The following is a 21,489-nucleotide window of genomic DNA, read 5'->3' as shown; positions in this document are numbered from 1 at the left end:
CGGCGTCACTGTGCTGACCACGCGTAAAGCCGCATCAAGATCTACTCATTGCCCCCTTGACGCGTATCTCGGCTGAACCCCAGAAGGGACTGACATCGGGGGCGCGCGGAGAGCGGGAAGCCGTGGCCTGCGTTCATTCGAACCGGTTGAGATAGCGGCTGTAATGAGGGTGGGGCTGGTTGGTGATGGAGCAAGTCCGGATGGGATTCCAAGCGCGCCGGTAAACAGATGCGACATGGCGGTGCATGACGAGTGCCTCGCCAGCTCGGTTGGTGGAGTCGAACTCGCGGGCATGGCGTTGCTGAGTGCGGCGTGTGGCGGCGTGCAGGGACGGCCGGTGGAGGTGCGGGGTGCGGGTCGGTTTCCTGTCGGTGAAGAGACGGATGGGAGCAACTGGCGGGCGGCGGGAACTGACGTCGGCCCAGTAGCTGATTGGGTCGTCCTGACGGTCCCGGTGGTAAGCAGGGTGGGCCAGGAGCCGAGCGATTTCCGTGTCGAAACGGGCGCGGTCGTCCAAAGATCCCCGGGCTTGTAGGCGCCAGTGCGGGGAGGCGAGACATGCTGCGAGGGAGATGGCCTCGGGATAGACGGCAGCACAGAGTCTGGCCGTGGAAAAGGATGACTCTGATGTTCCTGGCGGAATGAGGATGTTGGCGCGCCGTACCCACTCATGCCAGGCGCCGGAGGGGTCTTCAGAGGGGCTGGACCAGAGTTGTGCGCAGATGAGGATCGCGGTGAGGACGGCGTCGTAGGTGTTGGCCCAGCCAGCCCGCTGGAACAGGAGCAAGTGACGTCGTTGGGCATGGATGACTTCGGGTAGATCGGTGAGTGGTGTGGTGAGGTGGTCGACGTCTGGTGGTCCGATCCAGATTTGGTGACGGACGCAGACGTAGCGGTGATGTGGCAGCAGCTGAAGGACAGGGCCGCCGGGGTGGGGTGCTGTGCAGATGTGGCAGGCGGGTTGTGGTTCATGCCGGAAGGTGTGCCAGTCGGGTGCCGGTGTCCGAAGCTCGGGAAGGGCTCCGGCGAGCTGATGGACGGATCGTCCCGTGAGCATCGCGAGCTGGTCTGGGACGAGTCGGCGGACGCTGCTTCGGGGCTTGATCGGTTGCGAAATCTGCTCCCAGAGCGTGGGGAAATCCATGCCGTGGATCCGCGCAAGCCGGGCGACGTAGGAGCCTGTGATCTCGTGGCGGACGGGCGGGATCGGGTCAGGCAGGCGGCGGACGGCCATCAGGCCGCGCGCCTTCGCCGACCTGTGCGCTTGGTCGGTGCTGTGAGCTTTTCGGACTGTTCGGCGGCGTAGTCGATCGGAACGCTGTCCAGGAGGTCTTCGGTGATGCGTTCGCTGCCGTCCTCGATGGCCAGCACGGCGGCGCCGCGGATGAGCTGGGAGAGGCTGCCGATCATTCCGCCGGTGCGGTGGAAGAGGTACCCGCTCAGGCTGGGGAGGGATCCAGGCCGATGGTGATGCAGCCTGAGCATCGATTCCAGGGTCTGGACCAACGCCGTCCAGGTGTCCCGGTCCTCATTGGTGGCGTAGGAGAACGGGGAGGCTGGAATCACGGTGAAGCGGCCAGCGATCTGCCGTCCGCGGGTGCCCGCGAACAGTCCCTGGGCCTCGACATCGATGCCTGCGTAGATGAACGTGGCGGGCAGCCGCTCAGCGAAGTACTTGAGTTGATCGGAAGCTTCGGCACCGGTCCGACTGGCCAGGTTGAGGTTGTGGAGTTCGTCGATCAGCACCAGGTCGACGTGGACGTGGGCAGCGGTCGCGCAGACCGCGTCGACGACGTCGGTGATGTTGGACCGTGCCGGGAAGGACAGGCCGAAGAACCGGGCGAACTCCACCGCGAGCATTCGCGGGGTGGCAGCCGGCGGGACCGTTGCGTAGAGGACGGGTAGCCGGTTGCGGTCGCGAGGATGACGCTTGCGGACGGCGAGTTCATGGGCACGCCCCAACTGGGACAGCGCGGTGGTCTTTCCGGTGCCCGAAGCGCCGCTGAGGATGACGCCGCGGCGGGCGGAGATCTGCTGGCGGTTGAGCTGGACCAACAGGCGGGAGGTAGCGACGACCTTGCGGATGGTCGGGGTGTTCACGAGTGGGAGGTCGGCGTGATAGCCGCGCCGCGAGTCGTCCGCGCGCATCCGTTGCCGCTCGGGCAGAGCTGCCCGCTCGTCGGCCGACAGGAGAACGGGAGGGATCGGTTCGTGTTCGACGAACCGTCGCCAGCCCTCCTTGGTGGTCAGTGGGCTGTCCGGCGGCGGCCCCTGCTGTGTCTCTTCCTTGACCGGAGTCGTGGGCGGGGAAGGCATGTATCAGAGCCACCTTTCGGCTTCAGCGTGGGCGTCGAAGACACCGAAGGGCGCCACCGGGGCGGGCAGCTGGATTGGTGAGGGCGTGTCGGATTCAGGTTCGGCGGCAGGTGCAGGGATGGCGACTGCCGCTCGGGTTCGGTCGAGCACGCGGACCGTGCGTTTGTCGGGGCCGTGCTCGGCCCGGCTCAGCAGCTTGTCCAGCACGCGGGCGACCGCGTCTTCGTTGGTGTCGTCCAATCCGGCTTCGGCGGCCAGACGGCGTGCGTGCTGCCAGGTGAAGTCCGCGAACGGAGCGTTGATCAGCGGTAGCTGGATCCAGGGCACGGTGATCCAGCCGTGCTGGGTGCGTACGAACACTCGGGACAGGTCGTAGGGGTCGTAGTACACCTCCCAGAGACCACGCTTGGCAGCAATTCCGGACTGCTGGCGCCGCCACGGCCCCAGGTCCGCACAGTCGTAGGTGCGGTGGTTGATCCGGACTCCGTAGTCGTTGACCGCTCGCCAGGCCACCGGCAACAGTTCGAGGTAGTCCTCACCACGCAAGACCAGCGGCAGGTAGCCGCTGGCGGCCACCAGCGACGTGTATTTGTCGTTCGGCGACATCGCCATTTTGGGCCGGTAGGGATCGCGGAGGCTGTCATGCGGCCGCATCTGCCATCCGACGAGAAGCCACTCGTCCAGCAAGTCCTGGAGTTCGGGAATCGTCCAGGCCGCGTGTGCTTCCACCCGCTCGCCACGGCGGGAGACGTTGGGGCCGGTGTAGGCGGCGACATGCTGGCAGAACAAGGTGTTGATCGCGGAGAAAGTCGCCTCCACGATGGCCTTGTCCGTAGGGGTGCGCGGACGTGCCCTTTGGACTGAGACTCCGAGTCGATTGCAGGCCCGGATGAAGGTCTCCGAGATGAACACCTTCCCGCCGTCGATGACGACAGTGTCCGGCACGATCACCGGTTTCGCGGCGGCCTGTTCCATCCGCGCGTCCACATCCAGCAAGCGCAGGTGCGGTATCCGAGAAGCCGTCATCCGAAGCGACGTCGACCAGCCCGGGCGCATCGGTTCCGGCACCAGCATCCGGGCCAACAGCAGCGAGGCGTCCACCGCCTTCGTCCCCATCGGCCGCAGCACGGCCGCGCAGATCGTGCGGGTTGCAACATCGACAGCAATCGTCAGATCGGCGCGGGCAGTCAACCCGGAATCGAGCACCACCATCACGTCCAGCGGGGTGGAGTCGATCTGCACCTGTTCCCCGGGCCGGTCCGCGAACGTCGGCGTGAACGGGCCTTCAGGCCGGTTGGCCATCTGGCGGCGGGTGACGGCAGAGCCGAAGGTGTGTCGACCGGTGGAAAGCGCGTCGACAAGCCGATAGAACGTGCTCCTGCTGGGCAGCGGGACCGTCCCCGGTCCGTGCGCATCCTCCACCATTTTGATCACTCGGCGGATCAGCCGCGAGCGGGTTCCGGTCGAGGTAGTTGTTTCGCTGTCCATCACCTGGCAGATCGCATCGATCAGTCGTGCATCCGCTCGCCCCGTGGTCTCCCACTCTCGGATCGTGCGCTGATCGACCAGCCCCCACAGTCCTTGACGCGCATAGCGGGCCCGCCTGCTTTGGACAGTGCGGGCGCTGACCCCCAGCTCGTGTGCCTTTGCCGCATCACGCTCGGCCAGAGTCCGCCGTGCCGGGTCATACTCCTGCCGTGGCCCCGACCCTGGATCAGTCGTCGGCGGCAGCCCGGTCTCGACCTCGACGACGTGACGTTCCCACTCTCGCGCGGCCGCCAGCACCGACTTCGGAAGGCTCTCCAACAGACCGAACGGCTCGACAGCTGCCGGGGGTTCTGTTCCGGCGACCGCGAAGCCGGGAGAGGCCATCAGATACGAAGCCAGAACCACCGACTCCGCCCCGTCCTGAGAGCGCAGCCGTACCGAAGTTCCAGCCAGGGCCACTACCTGGTGGTCGCCGTCCGCGTAGGTGACCCAGTCGCCGGGGCGCAGCACCGAAGCACTCCCGCCCGCCATCACTGCATCGGCCCCGATGACACCATCGCTGCGGCGTGCAGCGGAACCCGCACATCCACCAACAGCTCGTGGAGCCACAACAAGTGGAAAAGCACCGGCAGCACGGCGATGGGATCCCCCGCCATCGTGGCGCCAGCCATCAACGGGTGTGGTGCGGCGAACACCTCCCGCAACCCAGATGCGATTGGCTCCACCAGGTGGCGCGGATGCCGGTAGCCCGACAGCCACTTCACATTCCTCACCAGGATCTCGTCCGGCGCCCCCACCAGGCGGAACTCCCACCCCACCTGATCGCAGGCGGTCCTCGTCGCCTCGAACTTCTCCCAGTCCCGGGGCCGGCGCCGTTCCGCCGGGCGGCAGTCGAGCAACACTGCGGAACCGTCATCCCGCCGTGCGAAGTAGTCCGGCGCGTGCGAGATGACCTTGCCGTTCCCTGACGTCCAGAACAGCCAGAACGGCTGTGACGACACCCCCACCACCGACGGGTCGAAGTCCATCAGCATCACGTGATCGCGTTCCAGCCAGGACTCGTAACCGATGTGGCCCCCCGCCGTCGACGACCACCACAGCCCTGGCAGGTGCCGCTGCCCTTTGTACGACTTGAACGTGCGTACCGGCGCGACGCCCTCGAACCGCACTGACCAAACATCGGCCAGTGGCCGCCGGAACTCCGACCCGTCCGGCTCGACGTACCCGACCTCGAATCCGCCAGAAGGCGGCCCCTGTACGCCACCGGCCAGCACACGTAGCCCAGCTTCCACGGGTGGCCTAACGCCAGGTCTGCTCGCAAGGTCACGCGGGACTTCGCTAGAGCCCTCGCAATGTATGCCCGGACTTCGCAGGGTTCAGTGAGACAAGACAGCGGTCCGCCGAGCCGCCGGCTTTCCGGTCCACCGGGTTTCTGACCTTCCGTCAGATTGGAACGTGTTCTAGTCTGCCGGTTCATGGGCAGTGCAAGCACCGGTACGGACAGCGGCGGCATCGCCATCACACAGGAGCAGCGCGCTCTGGCGGACTCCGTACGCGGCTGGCTCGCGCGAGCGGCCCCGCCGGAGACCGTGCGCAAGCTGCTCGACGCGCCGGAGTGCGGCAGCGGGGGACGGCCCGGGTACTGGGACGGCGCCGTGGAGCAGGGGCTGCTCGGGGTGCACCTGCCCGAGGAGCACGGCGGCGGGGGCGGGACGCTTCTCGACCTCGCCGTCGTCCTGGAGGAGACCGGGCGGGCCGCGCTGCCGGGTCCGTATCTGCCCACCGTGCTCGCCTCCGCCGTACTGGTGCGCGCCGGGCGAGGCGATCTGGCCGCCGGGCTCGCCGACGGACGGCGCATCGGGGCCGTGGCGCTGGGGCCCGGCAGCCTCACCGCCGCCCCCGTGCCGGACGGCCACCGGCTCGACGGGACCGCGCCGCCCGTCCTCGGCGCCGGGCACGCGGACCTGCTCGTCCTCGGCGCGGGCCGGGCCTTGCTCGCCGTGGACGCCTCCGGGCTGTCGATCCGTACGCACGAGAGCGCCGACCCGACCCGTCCCACGGCCGAGGTCACCGCGCAGGCCGTCGGCGTCCCCGCGGACCGGGTCCTCGACGCCCCTGCGGCGCTCGTACGGGACCTCGCGGCCGTGCTGTTCGCGGCCGAGGCATGCGGCACGGCCGGCTGGGCGCTGGGCACCGCCACCGCGTACGCCAAGGTGCGGGAACAGTTCGGGCGGCCCATCGGGCGGTTCCAGGCGATCAAGCACCTGTGCGCGGACATGCTCGTACGGCTCGAACAGGCCCGCGCTCTGACCTGGGACGCGGCCCGGGCCGTCGACAGCGACACGGACGCCGACAGCGATACCGATGCCGCGTCGCTGGTCGCCGCCCTCGCGGCCGCGACCGCGCTCGACGCCGCGTACGGCTGCGCCAAGGACTGCATCCAGATACTCGGCGGCATCGGCTTCACCTGGGAGCACGACGCCCACCTCCATCTGCGCAGGGCGGTCGTCGCCCGGCAGCTCCTCGGCCCCGGCGACGCCCACCGGCTCCGCGCGGTCGGGCTCGCGGCTGCGGGCGCGCGCCGCGAACTCCGCCTGGAACTCCCGCCGGAGGCCGGGCCCTACCGTGCGCAGGCCCGCGAAGCCATCGCCCCCGCCCGGGGCCTGGACCCGGCCGCCGCGCGCCGCGTCCTCGCCCCCACCGGCCACGCCGCCCCGCACCTGCCGCCGCCGTACGGCCTCGGCGCGGGCCCGCTCCAGCAGCTCGCCGTCCAGCACGAACTGCGCGCCGCCGGGGTCGGGATGAGCGAACTCGGCATCGCCACCTGGGTGGTGCCCTCCCTCCTCGCGTACGGGACGAGGGAGCAGCAGGACCGCTTCCTGCTGCCGACGCTGCGCGGCGAACTCCTCTGGTGCCAGCTCTTCAGCGAGCCCGGCGCAGGCTCCGACCTCGCGAACCTGCGTACCCGCGCCGAGCGCACGGCGGACGGCCGCTGGCGGATCACCGGGCAGAAGGTGTGGACGAGCGCGGCGCACCGTGCCGACCACGGCATCCTCCTCGCCAGAACCGACCCCGAGGCCCCCAAGCACAAGGGTCTGAGCTACTTCCTCGTCGACATGAGGGCCACCGAAGGCATCGACGTCCGGCCGCTGAAGGAGATCACCGGTGAGTCGATGTTCAACGAGGTGTACTTCGACGGGGCACTGCTGCCCGCGGACGCGATCGTCGGCGAGGTGAACGACGGCTGGCGGGTCGCACGGAACACGCTCGGCAACGAACGCGTCCACATGGCCGACCAGTTGAGCTTCGACACCGGTCTGGAGGAGCTGATCGGGCGGGCGGACGAACTCGACGACAGCTACCGGGCCCGGATCGGCGCGCTCGCCGCCGAGGCGCACGCCCTCGCCTGCATCGGGCTGCGGACGACCCTCATGCAGGTCGACGGCATCGAGCCGGGCGCGGGCGCGTCCGTACGCAAACTCGTCCAGACCCCGCACCAGCAGAAGGTCGCCGAGCTCACGCTCGAACTGCTCGGCCCGGCGGGCGCGGTACGGGAGGGGCCGGGCGAGCGGGCCGTCCACGGATTGCTGATGTCGCGCTGTCTGACCATCGCCGGCGGCACCACACAGGTGCAGCTCAATGTCGTCGCCGAGCGCATCCTCGGCCTGCCGCGAGACTGAAGGAGCCACGAGACCATGAAGAGCTACATCGCCGGCGTCGGGATGACGAAGTTCGAGAAGCCCGAGTCGAGGGACTGGCAGTACTGGGACATGGCCAAGGAGGCGGGATCGGCGGCGCTCGCCGACGCGGGCATCCCGTACGAGCGCGTCCAGCAGGTCGCCGTCGGCCACTGCTTCCAGGCCTCCACGGCCGGCCAGCGCGCCGCGTACGAACTCGGCCTCACCGGAGTCCCCGTCTACAACGTCAACAACAACTGCGCGACCGGCTCGACGGCGCTGATGATGGCGCGGCAGTTCGTGGCGGGCGGTCTCAGCGACTGCGTGCTGGCGCTCGGCTTCGAGAAGATGAAGAAGGGCGCGCTGGGCGGCGGAGCGGACGGGGGAGACTTCAGCACGTCACCCGTGGCGCGGCACTACGGGATCATGGCGGCCCGGCACGGCTTCGAGATGACCCCGCCCACCGCCCAGATCTTCGGCAACGCCGCCCGCGAGCACATGGAACGCCACGGCACCACCGCCCGGCAGCTCGCCGCCGTCGCCGCCAAGAACCACCGGCACTCGGCGGGCAACCCCAACGCCCAGTTCCAGGACGTCTACGAGGTGGACGAGATCCTCGCCGCGAAGCCCATCCACGAACCGCTCACCAGGCTCCAGTGCTCACCGACCTCCGACGGGGCCGCCGCGGTGCTCGTCGTCTCCGAACGGTTCGCCGTCGAACACGGCCTGCACCACAAGGCCGTCGAGATCGCCGGACAGGCCATGGCCACCGACACCGCCGACTCCTTCACCTCCGGCTCCTGCATCGACGTCGTCGGCCGGCCCATGTCCCGGGCCGCGGCCAGGGACGCGTACGAGGCGTCCGGCCTCGGCATCGAGGACATCGACGTCATCGAGCTGCACGACTGCTTCTCCGTCAACGAGCTGCTGACGTACGAGGCGCTCGGCATGTGCCGGGACGGCGGGTCCGGCGAGCTCGTGGAGTCCGGGGCGACGACGCACGGCGGGCGGTGGGTGGTCAATCCGTCCGGCGGGCTGATCTCCAAGGGGCATCCGCTCGGCGCGACCGGCCTGGCCCAGGCGGCCGAGCTGACCTGGCAGCTCCGGGCCGAGGCGGGGGACCGGCAGGTGCCCGGCGCCCGGACGGCCCTCGCGCACAACATCGGGCTGGGCGGGGCGGCGGTGGTGACCGTGCTGCGGAAGTGACCGTGCTGCGGACGTGACCGTGGTGGGGAAGTGACCGTGGTGCGGAAGTCCTAGGACCCGGGGTCCCGGCATCCGTACGCCGAAATCCTGATGTACGGGCCGTCGGGCGCCTGGGACCATGACGGTCATGGTCCAAGCCCCGTCACCCACAGCAGACCCCCGGATATCCGCGCCGGGCCGCCGTCCCACGCGTATGTGGGCCGTCGTCCTGGCCGCCTGCGCCGGGCAGTTCCTCGTCGTCCTCGACGTCTCCGTCGTCAACACGGCGCTGCCGTCGATGCGGGCCGACCTGGGGCTGAGCGCGGTGGGACTGCAGTGGGTGGTCAACGCGTACTCGATCGCCTTCGCCGGCTTCATGCTGCTCGGCGGACGGGCCGGGGACCTGTACGGACGCAAGCGGATGTTCCTCGTGGGGCTCGGGCTGTTCACCGCCGCGTCGCTCGCGGGCGGGCTCGCCCAGGAGGGCTGGCAACTGCTCGCCGCACGCGCCGGGCAGGGCCTGGGTGCCGCGGTCCTCGCCCCGTCGACGCTGACGCTCCTCACCTCGGCCGTGCCCGAAGGCCCGGCCCGGGCACGGGCCATCGCCACCTGGACCGCGGTCGGCGCGGGCGGCGGCGCGGCGGGCGGACTCGTCGGCGGCGTGCTGACCGACGCCCTCTCCTGGCGCTGGACACTGCTGATCAACGTGCCGGTCGGCGCGCTCGTCCTCGCCCTGGGGGTGTGGTGGCTCACGGAGAGCCGCGCGGGGGAGCGGCGCCGGCTGGACCTGCCGGGCGCGGTGCTCGTCACGGCGGGCCTCGCGACCCTCGCGTACGGGATCGTGCAGACCGAGCAGGAGGGCTGGACCGCTCCCGCGACCCTGGTGCCCCTGGGCGCCGGGCTCGCGCTCCTCGGCGTGTTCGTCGCGGTCGAGGCACGGGCGAGGACACCGCTGATGCCGCTGAAACTGTTCCGGACGCGGTCGGTGTCGGCGGCGAACGCGGCGATGTTCTGCTGCGGCGCCGCGATGTTCTGCATGTGGTACTTCATGACGCTGTACGCCCAGAACGTCCTCGACTACAGCCCGCTCGCTGCCGGGCTCGCGCTGATGCCCAGCTCGCTCGCCGTCATCCTCGGCTCCAAGCTCGCGCCACGGCTGATGCCCGTCATCGGCGCGCGCAACGTCGCCGTGCTCGGTGTGCTGGTGTCCGCGGCCGGCTTCGGCTGGCAGTCCACGATGGACGCGCACGGCCCGTACCTGACCGCGATCATGCTGCCCGGCATCGTGATGATGGCGGGCGCCGGTTTCGCGGGGACGCCGCTCGCGGCCCTCGCCACCTCCGGCGCCGCGCCGGGCGACGCGGGTCTCGTGTCCGGGCTGATCAACACCTCCCGCGTGATGGGCGGCGCACTCGGCCTCGCCGCCCTGTCGACGATCGCGGCGGCCCGCACCGCCGGTGCGACGACTCCGGAGGCGGTGACGGCCGGGTACGCGCTGGCGTTCGGAACGGGCACGGGGATCCTGGTCTCCGCGGCGCTGCTGATGGTCCTGTGGCTGCCGAGGGACCGGGTACGGAAGTGACTCCTCAGAGCCAGCCCTGGCGGCGGGCCGCGCGTACCGCCTCCATGCGGTTGCGGGTGCCGGTCTTGCCGATCGCCGCGGAGAGGTAGTTCCGTACCGTCGACTCCGACAGGTGCACCTTCGCCGCGATGTCCGCCACCGTCGCCCCGTCCACCGCCGCGTTCAGCACGTCCCGCTCCCGCGGCGTCAGCGGGCTCGGCCCCGCGCTCAGGGCCGCGGCCGCGAGTACCGGATCGACGACGGTCTCCCCGCGGAGAACGGCCCGGATCGCCTCCGCCAGCTCCTCCACCGGCCCGTCCTTGACGAGGAATCCCGCGGCCCCGGCCTCCATCGCACGCCGCAGATACCCGGGCCTGGCGAACGTCGTCAGGATCAGCACCCGGCAGTCGGGCACCTCCTCACGGAGCGCCGCGGCGGCGTCCAGCCCGCTGAGGCCGGGCAGTTCGATGTCCAGCAGAGCCACATCGGGCCGTGCCACGAGCGCCGACCGGACGATCTCGTCGCCCGCGGCCACCTGCGCGACGACCTCGATGTCCTCCTCCATCCCGAGCAGCAGCGCGAGCGCGCCCCGCATCATGCCCTGGTCCTCGGCGAGAAGGACACGGACGGACCTGGCGGGCCGGTGCTCCCGGGGCATCTCGTTCACAGGCCAAGGGTATGGCCGGAATTGTCCGGCGAACCGTCCCTCGCCGGGGCCTCGGGAACTTCGGCCGGGGGGTGGGAGACTTCCGCCGCGACGACCTCCGCCGCGGGCCTCGGGGGCTTCCGCCGGGAGCTCGGCAGGGAGTTCCGCCGTCACCCGGAATCCGCCTCTCGGCGCCGCGCCCGCCACCAGGGGCCGCCGGCCGTCGCAAGTCGTTCGGCCAGGCCCTTGAGGCCGCTGCCGGGTGGGCCGCTGCTGTCCGCGTCATGCCACGACGCCATGGCGCGGGCGCGGGTGCGCGGCAGATGCGACTGTCCCGATCCGGCGATGGCAAATGTCCTGGGTGAGCCGGTACCGGCGGGCCGACACGACCGATCTGACGTTGCGTCAGGAGCCTTCACAAGTCCTGGGGGGTGCGTTATACATAGGGTCCGACCGGCCCTAGTCTGCTGAGTCAGGAGTTCTGTTCAGATATGTAGGCTTGCCTCATGGCGCGGACGGGGCGGCCGAAGGCCGAGTTGAGACTGTCGGATGAGGAGCGGGCTGCACTCGAGGGGTGGGTGCGGCGTCGTTCCACGCCGCAGGCGTGGGCCTTGCGGTGTCGGATCATCCTGGCGTGTGCCGAGGGTGCCTCGAACAAGGATGTGGCGGCCCGGCTGGGTTCCACGCCTCATGCGGTGGGCCGTTGGCGGTCCCGCTTTGTGCAGTACCGGATCGCCGGCCTGGGTGACATGCCGCGTCCGGGCGGACCCAGGACGGTGACGGACGAGCAGGTCGCCGCGGTGGTCACGAAAACACTGGAGTCCACGCCGAAGAACGCAACACACTGGTCGACTCGGTCGATGGCGAAGGAGGTGGGCCTGTCGCAGTCGTCGGTGTCACGGATCTGGCGGGCGTTCGGACTGCAGCCGCATCGGTCGGAGACCTTCAAACTGTCAACCGATCCGTACTTCGTCGACAAGGTCCACGACGTCGTGGGGCTTTACCTGGACCCGCCCGAGCGGGCGTTGGTGTTCTGCGTGGATGAGAAATCGCAGATCCAGGCCCTGGACAGGTCCCAGCCCGTGCTGCCGATGATGCCCGGGGTTCCCGAGCGGGCGACCCACGACTACGTCCGCTCCGGGACCACCACACTGTTCGCGGCCCTGGAGGTCGCCACCGGCAAAGTCATCGGCTCGCTGCACCGCCGACACCGCGCCGAGGAGTTCAAGAAGTTCCTGGTCAAGCTCGACAAGGAAGTGCCCGCCGGCCTGGATGTCCACCTGATCTGCGACAACTACGCCACCCACAAGACACCCGCCATCAAGAAGTGGCTGCTGGCCCATCCCCGGTTCCACCTGCACTTCACACCGACGGGCTCATCCTGGCTCAACCTCGTCGAGCGATGGTTCGCCGAACTCACCAACAAGCAGATACGGCGAGGCGTCCACAGATCCGTCCAAGCCCTGGAGAAGGACATCCGCAACTGGATCGCAGCCTGGAACACCGACCCGAAGCCCTACGTCTGGACCAAGACAGCCGACGAGATCCTCGAACGCCTTGCCTCATATCTGAACAGAATTCCCGACTCAGAAGACTAGAACGCGTTCTAGAACGGGCGCGTGGAGCGGCCGGCCCCCGTACGGCCTCGGTGCGACCGACGGTGCGGACGGCCGCACCGAGGTCTTCCACTCCTCCCGGAGCCAAGGAACCAAGGAACCAGGAACCAAGGAGCAGTGTCCATGCCCATCGATGCCGCCAGGGCGGTCGCCGCGGAGCCGCGCAGCGCCGAGATCACCTGGGACCACAAGGACATCCAGCTCTACCACCTCGGCCTCGGCGCCGGTTCGTTCCAGGGCCAGGGCAGTCCGGCCACCGACCCCGACGAACTGCGCTACACCCTGGAGTCCCGGCTGCACGTCCTGCCCAGCTTCGCCACCGTCGCGGGCGCGGGCATGGGCGTCGTCGGCGGGCTCTCCGCCCCCGGCATCGACGTCGACCTCGCCGCCGTGCTGCACGGTGGCCAGACGATCACGCTCCACCGCCCGATCCCCGTCAGGGGACGGGCCACCAGCACCTCGCGCGTCGCCGCCGTCTACGACAAGGGCAAGGCCGCGATCCTCGTGCTCCGTTCCGAGGCGGCCGACGAGGACGGCCCGCTGTGGACGAGCGACGCGCAGATCTTCGTACGGGGCGAGGGCGGCTTCGGTGGCGAACGCGGCCCCTCCACACGCGCCGAGCAGCCGGACCGCGAGCCCGACAAGGTCGTCGAACGGGCGGTACGCGAGGACCAGGCGCTGCTCTACCGGCTCTCCGGCGATTGGAACCCGCTGCACGCCGACCCGGAGTTCGCCAAGCTCGCCGGCTTCGACCGGCCGATCCTGCACGGCCTGTGCACGTACGGCATCACGCTCAAGGCCGTCGTCGACACGCTCCTCGACGGGGACGTCACGCGCGTCCGCTCGTACAGCACGCGCTTCGCCGGGGTGGTGTTCCCGGGGGAGACCCTGCGTATCCGGATGTGGGCCGGAGCGGACCGCGTCCAGGTGTCGGTGACGGCCGTGGACCGGGACGACGCACCGGTGCTCGCCGACACCATCGTCGAATTCTCCTGACCTCCCGAAGGGAGCCGCACCATGCGCGCAGCCGTATTGCACGAGATCGGCCAGGACAAACTCGACGTCCTCGACGACGTCGAAGCGGTGGGCTTCGGCCCCGGCAAGGTGAGGGTCCGCCTCAGGGCGACCGGGCTGTGCCACTCGGACGTCTCCGCGATGAGCGGTGTGCTGCCGCAGCCCGCGCCGTTCATCCCCGGCCACGAGGGCGCCGGGGAGATCCTCGACGTCGGCGATGGAGTGACGGGCGTCCAGCAGGGCGACCGGGTGCTGATGTGCTGGCTGCCGTCCTGCCGGGCCTGTCCGGCCTGCAAGCGGGGCCAGACCCAGCTCTGTCTGGCCGGGTTCATGAACGCCGGCACACCCAACTTCAAGCGCCCCGGCGGCGATGTCTTCGGCTTCGCCGGGACCGGCACCTTCGTGGAGGAGGTCGTCGTCGACGCGGGCTGCGCGGTGCCGATACCGCAGGACGTCCCGTTCGAGATCGCCGCGCTCATCGGCTGCGGAGTGACCACGGGTCTCGGCGCGGCCATCAACACCGCCAAGGTGGAGGCCGGTTCGTCCGTCGCCGTCATCGGCTGCGGCGGCGTCGGCATCTCCACGATCCAGGGCGCGCGGGTACAGGGCGCCGCGCAGATCGTCGCCGTCGACCCGGTGGCGTCACGGCGCGAGGCGGCACTGTCCTTCGGCGCGACCGAGGCGGTCTCGCCCGACGAACTCGCCGACGCCAGGCAGCGGATCACCGGCGGCGAGGGCTTCGACTACGTCTTCGAGGTCGTCGGCAAGTCGGCGACGGCCAGGACGGCGTACGAGACGACCCGGCGCGGCGGGACGCTGTGCATCGTCGGCGCGGGCGCGATGGACGACTTCCTGCAGCTCAACATGTTCGAGCTGTTCTTCGACGAGAAGCGGATCCTGCCGTCGATGTACGGCGGCGGCGACGTGCTCCGCTCGTACGAACGGGCCATCACGCTGTGGCGGGCCGGCCGGATCGACCTGGAGTCGCTGATCACGCACCGGGTGCAGCTCGCGGAGATCAACGAGGCGCTGCACCAGATGCGTACCGGTGAGGCGCTGCGTACCTGCATCGAGATCTGAGGGGGACCCGCTCGTATGTCACTTCCACAGTCACTTCCCCTGCAGGGCCTGTCCGCGGTCGTCACGGGCGCGGGCCGCGGGCTGGGCCGGGCGGAGGCGCTGGAGCTGGCCCGGCTCGGGGCGGCCGTCGTCGTCAACGACTACGGGCAGCCCGGCCGGGACGGCTCGGGCGAGGCGTCCGCCGCGCCCGCGGAGCAGGTCGCGGCGGAGATCCGCGCGGCGGGCGGGCAGGCGGTGGCGCACGTCGGCGACGTCGCGGACTTCGACGCCGCCCGCGCCCTGGTCGACCTGGCGACCGGCACGTACGGCAAGCTCGACATCCTGGTCAACAACGCGGGCATCCTGCGGGACCGGATGGTCTTCTCGATGAGCGAGGACGAATGGGACTCGGTGATCCGGGTCCATCTCAAGGGCCACTTCAACACGACCCACTTCGCGTCGGTGCACTGGCGCGAGCGCTCCAAGGCGGCGGGCGCCCCGGTGTACGGCCGGATCGTCAACACCTCGTCGGAGGCGTTCCTGGCGGGCTCGGCGGGCCAGCCCAACTACGCGGCGGCCAAGGGCGGCATCGTCGGCCTGACGACGTCGACCGCGCAGGCGCTGCGGAAGTACGGCGTCACGGCCAACGCGATCTGCCCACGGGCCCGTACGCGCATGACCGAGGACGTCTTCGCGGGCCTCGCCGTACCGGCCGACGGCGGACTCGACCCGCTCGCCCCGGAGCACGTCGCACCGCTCGTCGGCTACCTCGCCTCCCCGGCGGCGTCCCGCGTCAACGGTCAACTCCTGGTCGTCCACGGCGGCATGGTCGCGGTGGTCGAACGGCCAAAGGTCGCGGCCCAGTTCGACTCGGCGAAGGAGACGTTCTCTTACGAGGAACTCGACGGGGTCCTGGGCGCGTACTACGCGGACCGTGCGCCCGACGAGACCTTCGCGGCCACGGACGTCCTGGGCCTGAAGCGGGCCTGACTCCCCGTGTACTCGATCGCCTGACGGGCTCCGACGGAGCCCGTCAGGCGGTCCGGAACCTAGTGCCCGCCACCCGTCGGGCGGCGGTGGCGGCCGTGGGCCGGGGACTGTGTGTCCTCCGATGCCGCCGCACCGCCCCGGTGCTTTCCGGCGGCGCCGACGGGCTCGGCCCGGTTCGCGGCCGCTCCCTGCGGACGCGCCTGGGTCGTGTCGGTTCGGGCTTCAGACATGTGGGAAGTTCACCCCGTTGTTCATCGCTGATTTCTGTCACCGGGGGAATCCGTCGGAATTCGCGGATTCGCGTTCGCGGAATTTCGCCGGAACCCGTCACCGTCGGCATCCGGACGGTGCGGCTGCGTAGCCCCCGGCCGCAGAGTCTAACCACGTGCTCCACGCGCCGTGAGTGGCGCCTGCTGCAACGGCACAGGTCTGCACACAGCAGGACTCCCGGCACCCTCGTACGGTTCCCCACCTGCGCATTCCGATTGTGGCGGTGCTGTGACCGGCTCGTGCGGGACGGGTGGGACAAGGGCCTCGGGGGGCTCCACCCGGGCCACCCCGCACGGCACCTCCCCGGTCGCGTACGGCAGTTGCAGCACCCCGTCCCGCGTCCACAGCCCCGAGCCCGCCAACCAGCCCTCCGGTGCGGCCAGTTGATCCATCCGGCGCCCCGCGGGCCGCCACACCCCCACCCAGCTTCCCGCCGCCGCGTCGATCCGCAGCGCCACCGCGCACGTCTCCGGTATCAGCACCTGCCCCGGCTGGATCGCGAACGGTGTCACCGCCGCGTCGGCCAGGCGCAGGCACTCGGGGAAGCGCACCGGCCGCAGACTCCCGAGCACCCCCCACCCCAGCCGGTCGTGTCCTGCCGCGTCCGAGCGGATCAGCAGCAGCCCGCTCTCGGCGTCGGCGAGCAGCAGCCGGTCGTTGCTGTCCTCCGTGATCTGCAGCAGCGGTGTCACCTCCCCACCGCGCTCCAGGTCGACCACCACCGCCTTGGTGATCCCGTCCCGCTCCCGGTCCAGGGCGAGCATCCGGCCCGTACGGTCCAGCCACGCTCCGCCGGAGCAGCGGCCGGGCACCTCCGCGACCCGCTCGGGTCCGAACGCCCCGCCGGCCACCAGCCACACCGTCGTGGAGTGCTCGCCGGGCGCCAGCGCGTACGCGCAGGTGCCGTCCGGCGACGGCGGCAGCAGCCGCAACCTCTCGGACTCGACCGCGCCCAGGAGCAGTTCGCCCGTGCCCGGCCCCGTCGGATACAGCAGGGAGAACGCCCGCCGCTCCGCCACCCGCCGGTGGACGAGCACCCGCCCGTCGGCGAGCGGCGCCACCTCCGTGTCGGACTCCTCCGGCTGGCCGAGCGGCAGCGGCACCGCATACGGCTCCGGACCGTCGAGCGTCCAGCGCTCCGCGAACCGGGCGTCTCCCTCACCCGCGAGACGGGCCGCGTAGCAGCCGTCCGCGCCGACCGTGAGCGCCGCGCGCGGAGCGGACCGTGCGATCCCGGGCTCCGCGGCCTCCTCGATGGCACACGCTGTCATCGGATGGTCACCTCCGGCCATCGAAGCTAGTTTTCGTACGTCCAGCCGAACGGCGAGGGCCCTCTCACTTCACACATAAGGGTGGCCAAGTCGCGATTCGCCTGAGGGTGAGGGGGCGGTTGTGCTGAGAAGGGCGCCGGTTAAGGTAAGGCACGCCTAAGGCGGATCCTCGCGGTCCGCTTGTGTCCACTCGTACGTACTCGTACGCACCCCGTCGTACGCACCTCGCCCCGCAGGAGCCCCCGCCATGTCGCCACGCCGCGGAACCGCAGCCGCACTCGCCCTCGCCGCCGCCCTCACCCTCGCGGCCTGCGGAAACAGCGGGGGCGAAGGCGCCGACGGGACCAAGGCCGACAGCAGCGGCAAGAAGTCCGTCGCCCAGGGCGGCAAGGACTTCGGCGACGCCGCGAAGAAGACCGCGGCGATGGGCACGGACGCGGCCCCCGGTCACTTCCCGCGCACTCTCACCCACGCCATGGGCACCACCGAACTGAAGTCCGCCCCCAAGCGCGTCGTCGTCCTCGACGTCGGCGAGCTCGACAACGTTGTTTCGCTGGGCCTGCAGCCCGTCGGCTACGCCCCCGCCGAGGGCGACGGCGGCATTCCGTCGTACCTGAAGAAGGCCGCCGGCAGCCCCAAGAGCGTCGGCACCATCAACAACCTCAACCTCGAGGCGATCGCGCAGCTCAAGCCCGACCTGATCCTCGGCAGCCAGCTCAGGGCCGCCGACAAGTACAAGGAGCTCACGCAGATAGCACCGACCGTCTTCTCCATCCGCCCCGGCTTCACCTGGAAGGAGAACTACCTCCTGAACGCCGCCGCGCTGGACAGGACGGCGGAGGCGAAGGCGAAGCTCGACGCGTACGAGAAGAAGGCGGAGCAGCTCGGCACGGACATCGGCGCGGACAAGCCGACCGTCTCGATGGTGCGCTACATGCCCGACCGGACCCGTCTGTACGCCAAGGCCTCCTTCATCGGCACCATCCTCGACGACGCCGGACTGCCGCGGCCCAAGAACCAGCAGGTCAACGACCTCGCCACGGAGGTCAGCCCGGAGAGGATCGACGAGGCCGACGCCGACTGGATCTTCACCGGCGTCTACGGCGACCCGTCGAAGACCAAGCGGGACACCGCCCGTGCCAACCCGCTGTGGAAGAACCTGACGGCGGTCAAGGCGGGCCGGGCCAAGGACGTGCCCGACGAGACCTGGTACCTCGGCCTCGGTGTCACCGCGGCCGACAAGGTCCTCGACGACCTTCGCGGCCACCTCGTCAAGTAGGCGGCGAACGCGGCGAACGCGGCGACCGGTCCCGGGGCGGAACGGCTCCGGGACTCGGTCGCCCCGGGACGGGGATCACGGCAGAGGGATCACCGCAACCGTCGGTCGAGCGACCGCCACGGCGACCGCCACGGCGACCGGCCCGGTGATCGCCACGGTGATCGCCTCGGCGACCGGCCTCGGCGACCGGCCCGCTCCGCGAGAGCGGCGCCGGTTCAGCCGCACAAGGGGGCCAGGTAGCCTTTGCTCCGTGCCCCGTCTGTCTGAAGTCACCGCCGCGCTCGACGCCCTCTGGCCCCCCGAGCGGGCCGAGGGGTGGGACGCCGTCGGCACGGTCTGCGGCGAGCCCGACGCGGACATCACCCGCGTCCTCTTCGCCGTCGACCCCGTCCAGGAGATCGCCGACGAGGCCGTCGCGCTCGGCGCGGACCTGATCGTCACCCACCATCCGCTCTATCTGCGCGGTACGACGACGGTCGCCGCCTCCCATTTCAAGGGCCGGGTCGTGCACTCCCTCATCAAGCACGACATCGCGCTGCACGTCGCGCACACCAACGCCGACACGGCCGATCCCGGAGTGTCCGACGCCCTCGCCGGCGCCCTCGACCTGCGTGTCCTCGGCCCCCTCGTGCCGGAGACCGGTCTGGGCCGGATCTGCGAGCTGGACCACCCCGAGACGCTGCGCGAGTTCGCGGCCCGCGCCGCGAAGCGGCTGCCCGCCACCGCGCAGGGCGTCCGGGTCGCCGGCGACCTCGACGCCACCGTCCGCAGGGTCGCCGTCAGCGGCGGCTCCGGCGACAGCCTCTTCGACGCCGTACGGGCCGCGGGCGTGGACGCGTTCCTCACCTCGGACCTGCGGCACCATCCCGTGTCCGAGGCCACCCAGCACTCACCGCTCGGTCTGGTCGACGCCGCCCACTGGGCCACGGAATGGCCGTGGTGCGAGCAGGCGGCATCCCAGCTCGACGAGATTTCCGACCGCCACGGCTGGGGCCTGAGGGTCCACGTCTCGAAGACGGTCACCGACCCCTGGTCCTCCCACCACACCTCTGGAGCCCCCAACTGAACGCCGCGCCCGCCGACCAGATCCGACTCCTCGACGTCCAGGCCCTCGACGTCCGCCTGTCGCAGATCACGCACAAGCGCAAGTCGCTGCCCGAGCACGCCGAGATCGAGTCGCTGAACAAGGACCTCACGCAGCTGCGCGATCTGCTCGTCGCCGCGCAGACGGAGGAGAGCGACTGCGCCCGCGAGCAGACCAAGGCCGAGCAGGACGTCGACCAGGTCCGTCAGCGCTCGGCGCGGGACCAGCAGCGTCTCGACTCCGGCGCCGTCACCTCCCCGAAGGACCTGGAGAACCTCCAGCGGGAGATCGTCTCCCTCGCCAAGCGGCAGGGTGACCTGGAGGACGTCGTCCTGGAGGTCATGGAGCGCCGCGAGTCCGCGCAGGAGCGCGTCACCGAGCTGACCGGACGCGTCGGCTCCGTCCAGGCGAAGGCCGACGACGCCACGGCCCGCCGGGACGCGGCGTACGAGGAGCTGGACGGCGAGGCCGCGTCCACCGGCAAGGAGCGCGAGGTCGTCGCCGGGTCCGTGCCCGCGGACCTGATGAAGCTGTACGAGAAGCTCCGCGGGCAGCAGGGCGGAGTGGGCGCGGCCCGGCTGTTCCAGCGCCGCTGCGAGGGCTGTCACATCGAGCTGAACATCACCGAGCTGAACGAGGTGCGGGCGGCCGCGCCCGACGTGGTCGTCCGGTGCGAGAACTGCCGCCGCATCCTGGTCCGTACGTCGGAGTCCGGTCTCTGATGCGCGAGTTGCTCGTCGAGGCCGACGGGGGCTCCCGGGGCAACCCGGGGCCGGCGGGGTACGGCGCGGCCGTCCTCGACCCGTCGACGGGGGAGACGCTCGCGGAGCGGGCGGAGTACATCGGCGTCGCGACGAACAACGTCGCCGAGTACCGGGGGCTCATCGCGGGCCTGAAGGCGGCGAAGGAGCTGGCACCGGACGCCAGGGTCCGTGTCCGTATGGACTCCAAGCTCGTCGTCGAGCAGATGTCGGGCCGCTGGAAGATCAAGCACCCGGACATGAAGCCGCTCGCGGCGGAGGCCGGCCGGGTCTTCCCGGCCGCGCAGGTGACGTACGAGTGGATCCCGCGAGAGAAGAACAAGCACGCGGACCGGCTGGCCAACGAGGCGATGGACGCGGGCAAGCGCGGCAAGCAGTGGGAGCCCTCCGCGTCCTCCGCTGCGCTCGTGCCGTCCGCGGAGGACGCACGGGCGGCCCGGGTCGTCGGCGACGCGGCGGCGGGCGCGGCCAAGGCGCGAGCCGCGCTGGCCGGGGCCGTGGCCCCGGGCGCACAGGCGGTCCCGACGGCGCGGGCGCCGCTCGCCATGAGCACGGAGGTGCCGGGAGCCGGCTGGGGGCCGGACCTCGGGCCGCCCGCGACGTTCGTCCTGCTGCGGCACGGCGAGACGGCACTGACCCCGCAGAAGCGCTTCTCCGGCAGCGGCGGCACCGACCCGGAGCTGTCGGAGGTCGGTGAGCGGCAGGCGGAGGCCGTGGCGGCGGTGCTGGCCGCACGCGGGACGATCCAGGCGGTCGTCTCCTCACCGCTGAAGCGCTGCCGGCAGACCGCGGCGGCGGTGGCGGCGCGCCTCGGGCTCGACGTACACATCGACGAGGGTCTGCGCGAGACCCACTTCGGCGCCTGGGAGGGCCTGACGTTCGGCGAGGTCCGCGAGCGGTACGGGGACGATCTGGACGCCTGGCTCGCCTCCCCGAAGGCGGCGCCCACGGGCGGCGGCGAGAGCTTCGCGACGGTGGCGCGGAGGGTCGCGGCGACGCGGGACCGCCTCGCGGAGGACTACCGGGGCCGCACGGTCCTCCTGGTCACGCACGTCACCCCGATCAAGACCCTGGTCCGCCTCGCCCTCGGCGCGCCCCCGGAGGCACTGTTCCGTATGGAACTCTCGGCGGCTTCGCTGTCGGCGGTGGCGTACTACGCGGACGGCAACGCCTCGCTGCGTCTCCTGAACGACACGTCCCACCTGCGCTGAGCCCGCGTCTCCCGCGTCTCCTGCGTTTCCTGCGGGGTGGACGGGGGTGGTGTCCGTCCTG

Annotated in this window: 18 protein-coding genes; 11 read left to right on the top strand and 7 right to left on the bottom strand. The window is 70.8% G+C overall.

From position 1 onward, the window contains the following. Window positions 1-133 precede the first annotated feature (133 nt). From OG766_RS10140 to OG766_RS10125, 4 genes are read right to left on the bottom strand one after another with little or no spacing between them, the layout of a single operon-like run. Window positions 134-1,234, bottom strand: coding sequence for a TniQ family protein (locus tag OG766_RS10140; protein WP_328725090.1), 1,101 nt, complete (start codon window positions 1,232-1,234; stop codon window positions 134-136). Next, window positions 1,234-2,316, bottom strand: a complete 1,083-nt coding sequence (locus OG766_RS10135; protein WP_328725089.1) for a TniB family NTP-binding protein — start codon at window positions 2,314-2,316, stop codon at window positions 1,234-1,236. Before OG766_RS10135 ends, OG766_RS10140 begins: the two co-directional genes overlap by 1 nt. A 3-nt stretch (window positions 2,317-2,319) precedes the next feature. Continuing rightward, window positions 2,320-4,335 (bottom strand): Mu transposase C-terminal domain-containing protein, encoded by a 2,016-nt coding sequence (locus tag OG766_RS10130; RefSeq protein ID WP_328725087.1) that lies wholly within the window; start codon window positions 4,333-4,335, stop codon window positions 2,320-2,322. Then, entirely contained in the window at window positions 4,335-5,078 is a 744-nt protein-coding gene (locus OG766_RS10125) for a TnsA-like heteromeric transposase endonuclease subunit (RefSeq protein WP_328725086.1), read from the bottom strand. Before OG766_RS10125 ends, OG766_RS10130 begins: the two co-directional genes overlap by 1 nt. A gap of 201 nt (window positions 5,079-5,279) precedes the next feature. On the opposite strand from OG766_RS10125, the gene OG766_RS10120 reads away from it, so the two are divergent. From OG766_RS10120 to OG766_RS10110, 3 genes are all read left to right on the top strand, one after another. Further along, window positions 5,280-7,484, top strand: coding sequence for an acyl-CoA dehydrogenase (locus tag OG766_RS10120; protein WP_328725085.1), 2,205 nt, complete (start codon window positions 5,280-5,282; stop codon window positions 7,482-7,484). A gap of 15 nt (window positions 7,485-7,499) precedes the next feature. Beyond that, the gene (locus tag OG766_RS10115; RefSeq protein ID WP_266374552.1) at window positions 7,500-8,687 is read left to right on the top strand and encodes a lipid-transfer protein; all 1,188 of its coding nucleotides are present in this window, start codon (window positions 7,500-7,502) and stop codon (window positions 8,685-8,687) included. A gap of 118 nt (window positions 8,688-8,805) precedes the next feature. Then, on the top strand, window positions 8,806-10,248 hold the full coding sequence (locus tag OG766_RS10110; RefSeq protein ID WP_266374553.1) for an MFS transporter: 1,443 nt from the start codon (window positions 8,806-8,808) through the stop codon (window positions 10,246-10,248). 4 nt (window positions 10,249-10,252) lie between these two features. Here the strand turns inward: OG766_RS10110 and OG766_RS10105 are convergent, their stop codons facing one another. Next, entirely contained in the window at window positions 10,253-10,885 is a 633-nt protein-coding gene (locus OG766_RS10105; RefSeq protein ID WP_266378053.1) for a response regulator transcription factor, read from the bottom strand. Between the two features lie 494 nt (window positions 10,886-11,379). Between OG766_RS10105 and OG766_RS10100 the strand changes: the two genes are divergently transcribed. The 4 genes from OG766_RS10100 to OG766_RS10085 all read left to right on the top strand — a co-directional run bounded on the left by OG766_RS10100 (window position 11,380) and on the right by OG766_RS10085 (window position 15,552). Then, window positions 11,380-12,471, top strand: coding sequence for an IS630 family transposase (locus tag OG766_RS10100; RefSeq protein ID WP_328725084.1), 1,092 nt, complete (start codon window positions 11,380-11,382; stop codon window positions 12,469-12,471). Window positions 12,472-12,612: 141 nt separating this feature from the next. Further along, window positions 12,613-13,485, top strand: coding sequence for a MaoC/PaaZ C-terminal domain-containing protein (locus OG766_RS10095; protein WP_266374554.1), 873 nt, complete (start codon window positions 12,613-12,615; stop codon window positions 13,483-13,485). A gap of 21 nt (window positions 13,486-13,506) precedes the next feature. Beyond that, window positions 13,507-14,583, top strand: a complete 1,077-nt coding sequence (locus tag OG766_RS10090; protein WP_266374556.1) for a Zn-dependent alcohol dehydrogenase — start codon at window positions 13,507-13,509, stop codon at window positions 14,581-14,583. 15 nt (window positions 14,584-14,598) lie between these two features. Then, window positions 14,599-15,552 (top strand): 3-oxoacyl-ACP reductase, encoded by a 954-nt coding sequence (locus tag OG766_RS10085; RefSeq protein ID WP_266374558.1) that lies wholly within the window; start codon window positions 14,599-14,601, stop codon window positions 15,550-15,552. 59 nt (window positions 15,553-15,611) lie between these two features. Here the strand turns inward: OG766_RS10085 and OG766_RS10080 are convergent, their stop codons facing one another. Beyond that, the gene (locus tag OG766_RS10080) at window positions 15,612-15,782 is read right to left on the bottom strand and encodes a hypothetical protein (protein WP_266374559.1); all 171 of its coding nucleotides are present in this window, start codon (window positions 15,780-15,782) and stop codon (window positions 15,612-15,614) included. Between the two features lie 147 nt (window positions 15,783-15,929). Next, window positions 15,930-17,093 (bottom strand): hypothetical protein, encoded by a 1,164-nt coding sequence (locus OG766_RS10075; RefSeq protein WP_328725083.1) that lies wholly within the window; start codon window positions 17,091-17,093, stop codon window positions 15,930-15,932. 247 nt (window positions 17,094-17,340) lie between these two features. Between OG766_RS10075 and OG766_RS10070 the strand changes: the two genes are divergently transcribed. From OG766_RS10070 to OG766_RS10055, 4 genes are all read left to right on the top strand, one after another. Continuing rightward, entirely contained in the window at window positions 17,341-18,372 is a 1,032-nt protein-coding gene (locus OG766_RS10070) for an ABC transporter substrate-binding protein (protein ID WP_328725082.1), read from the top strand. Between the two features lie 250 nt (window positions 18,373-18,622). Then, the gene (locus OG766_RS10065; protein ID WP_266374562.1) at window positions 18,623-19,438 is read left to right on the top strand and encodes a Nif3-like dinuclear metal center hexameric protein; all 816 of its coding nucleotides are present in this window, start codon (window positions 18,623-18,625) and stop codon (window positions 19,436-19,438) included. Next, window positions 19,435-20,178, top strand: coding sequence for a zinc ribbon domain-containing protein (locus tag OG766_RS10060; RefSeq protein WP_328727458.1), 744 nt, complete (start codon window positions 19,435-19,437; stop codon window positions 20,176-20,178). The genes OG766_RS10065 and OG766_RS10060 overlap by 4 nt, the downstream gene beginning before the upstream one ends. Then, window positions 20,178-21,428, top strand: a complete 1,251-nt coding sequence (locus OG766_RS10055) for a bifunctional RNase H/acid phosphatase (protein WP_328725080.1) — start codon at window positions 20,178-20,180, stop codon at window positions 21,426-21,428. The genes OG766_RS10060 and OG766_RS10055 overlap by 1 nt, the downstream gene beginning before the upstream one ends. The last annotated feature ends 61 nt before the right edge of the window (window positions 21,429-21,489 follow it).

The sequence above is a fragment of the Streptomyces sp. NBC_00259 genome (genome assembly GCF_036181745.1).
Lineage (GTDB): Bacteria > Actinomycetota > Actinomycetes > Streptomycetales > Streptomycetaceae > Streptomyces > Streptomyces pratisoli.
The sequence above is the reverse complement of the archived record's forward strand: the minus strand, read 5'-3'. Positions and strand labels throughout refer to the sequence as shown.

Bases quoted from the DNA above. Each gene is read 5' to 3' on its own strand.
- OG766_RS10140 (WP_328725090.1), bottom strand. From the start codon at position 1,234: ATGGCCGTCCGCCGCCTGCCTGACCCGATCCCGCCCGTCCGCCACGAG.
- OG766_RS10075 (WP_328725083.1), bottom strand. From the start codon at position 17,093: ATGACAGCGTGTGCCATCGAGGAGGCCGCGGAGCCCGGGATCGCACGG.
- OG766_RS10135 (WP_328725089.1), bottom strand. From the start codon at position 2,316: ATGCCTTCCCCGCCCACGACTCCGGTCAAGGAAGAGACACAGCAGGGG.
- OG766_RS10080 (WP_266374559.1), bottom strand. From the start codon at position 15,782: ATGTCTGAAGCCCGAACCGACACGACCCAGGCGCGTCCGCAGGGAGCG.
- OG766_RS10085 (WP_266374558.1), top strand. From the start codon at position 14,599: ATGTCACTTCCACAGTCACTTCCCCTGCAGGGCCTGTCCGCGGTCGTC.
- OG766_RS10095 (WP_266374554.1), top strand. From the start codon at position 12,613: ATGCCCATCGATGCCGCCAGGGCGGTCGCCGCGGAGCCGCGCAGCGCC.
- OG766_RS10090 (WP_266374556.1), top strand. From the start codon at position 13,507: ATGCGCGCAGCCGTATTGCACGAGATCGGCCAGGACAAACTCGACGTC.
- OG766_RS10105 (WP_266378053.1), bottom strand. From the start codon at position 10,885: ATGCCCCGGGAGCACCGGCCCGCCAGGTCCGTCCGTGTCCTTCTCGCC.
- OG766_RS10130 (WP_328725087.1), bottom strand. From the start codon at position 4,335: ATGGCGGGCGGGAGTGCTTCGGTGCTGCGCCCCGGCGACTGGGTCACC.
- OG766_RS10055 (WP_328725080.1), top strand. From the start codon at position 20,178: ATGCGCGAGTTGCTCGTCGAGGCCGACGGGGGCTCCCGGGGCAACCCG.
- OG766_RS10070 (WP_328725082.1), top strand. From the start codon at position 17,341: ATGTCGCCACGCCGCGGAACCGCAGCCGCACTCGCCCTCGCCGCCGCC.
- OG766_RS10120 (WP_328725085.1), top strand. From the start codon at position 5,280: ATGGGCAGTGCAAGCACCGGTACGGACAGCGGCGGCATCGCCATCACA.
- OG766_RS10100 (WP_328725084.1), top strand. From the start codon at position 11,380: ATGGCGCGGACGGGGCGGCCGAAGGCCGAGTTGAGACTGTCGGATGAG.
- OG766_RS10115 (WP_266374552.1), top strand. From the start codon at position 7,500: ATGAAGAGCTACATCGCCGGCGTCGGGATGACGAAGTTCGAGAAGCCC.
- OG766_RS10110 (WP_266374553.1), top strand. From the start codon at position 8,806: ATGACGGTCATGGTCCAAGCCCCGTCACCCACAGCAGACCCCCGGATA.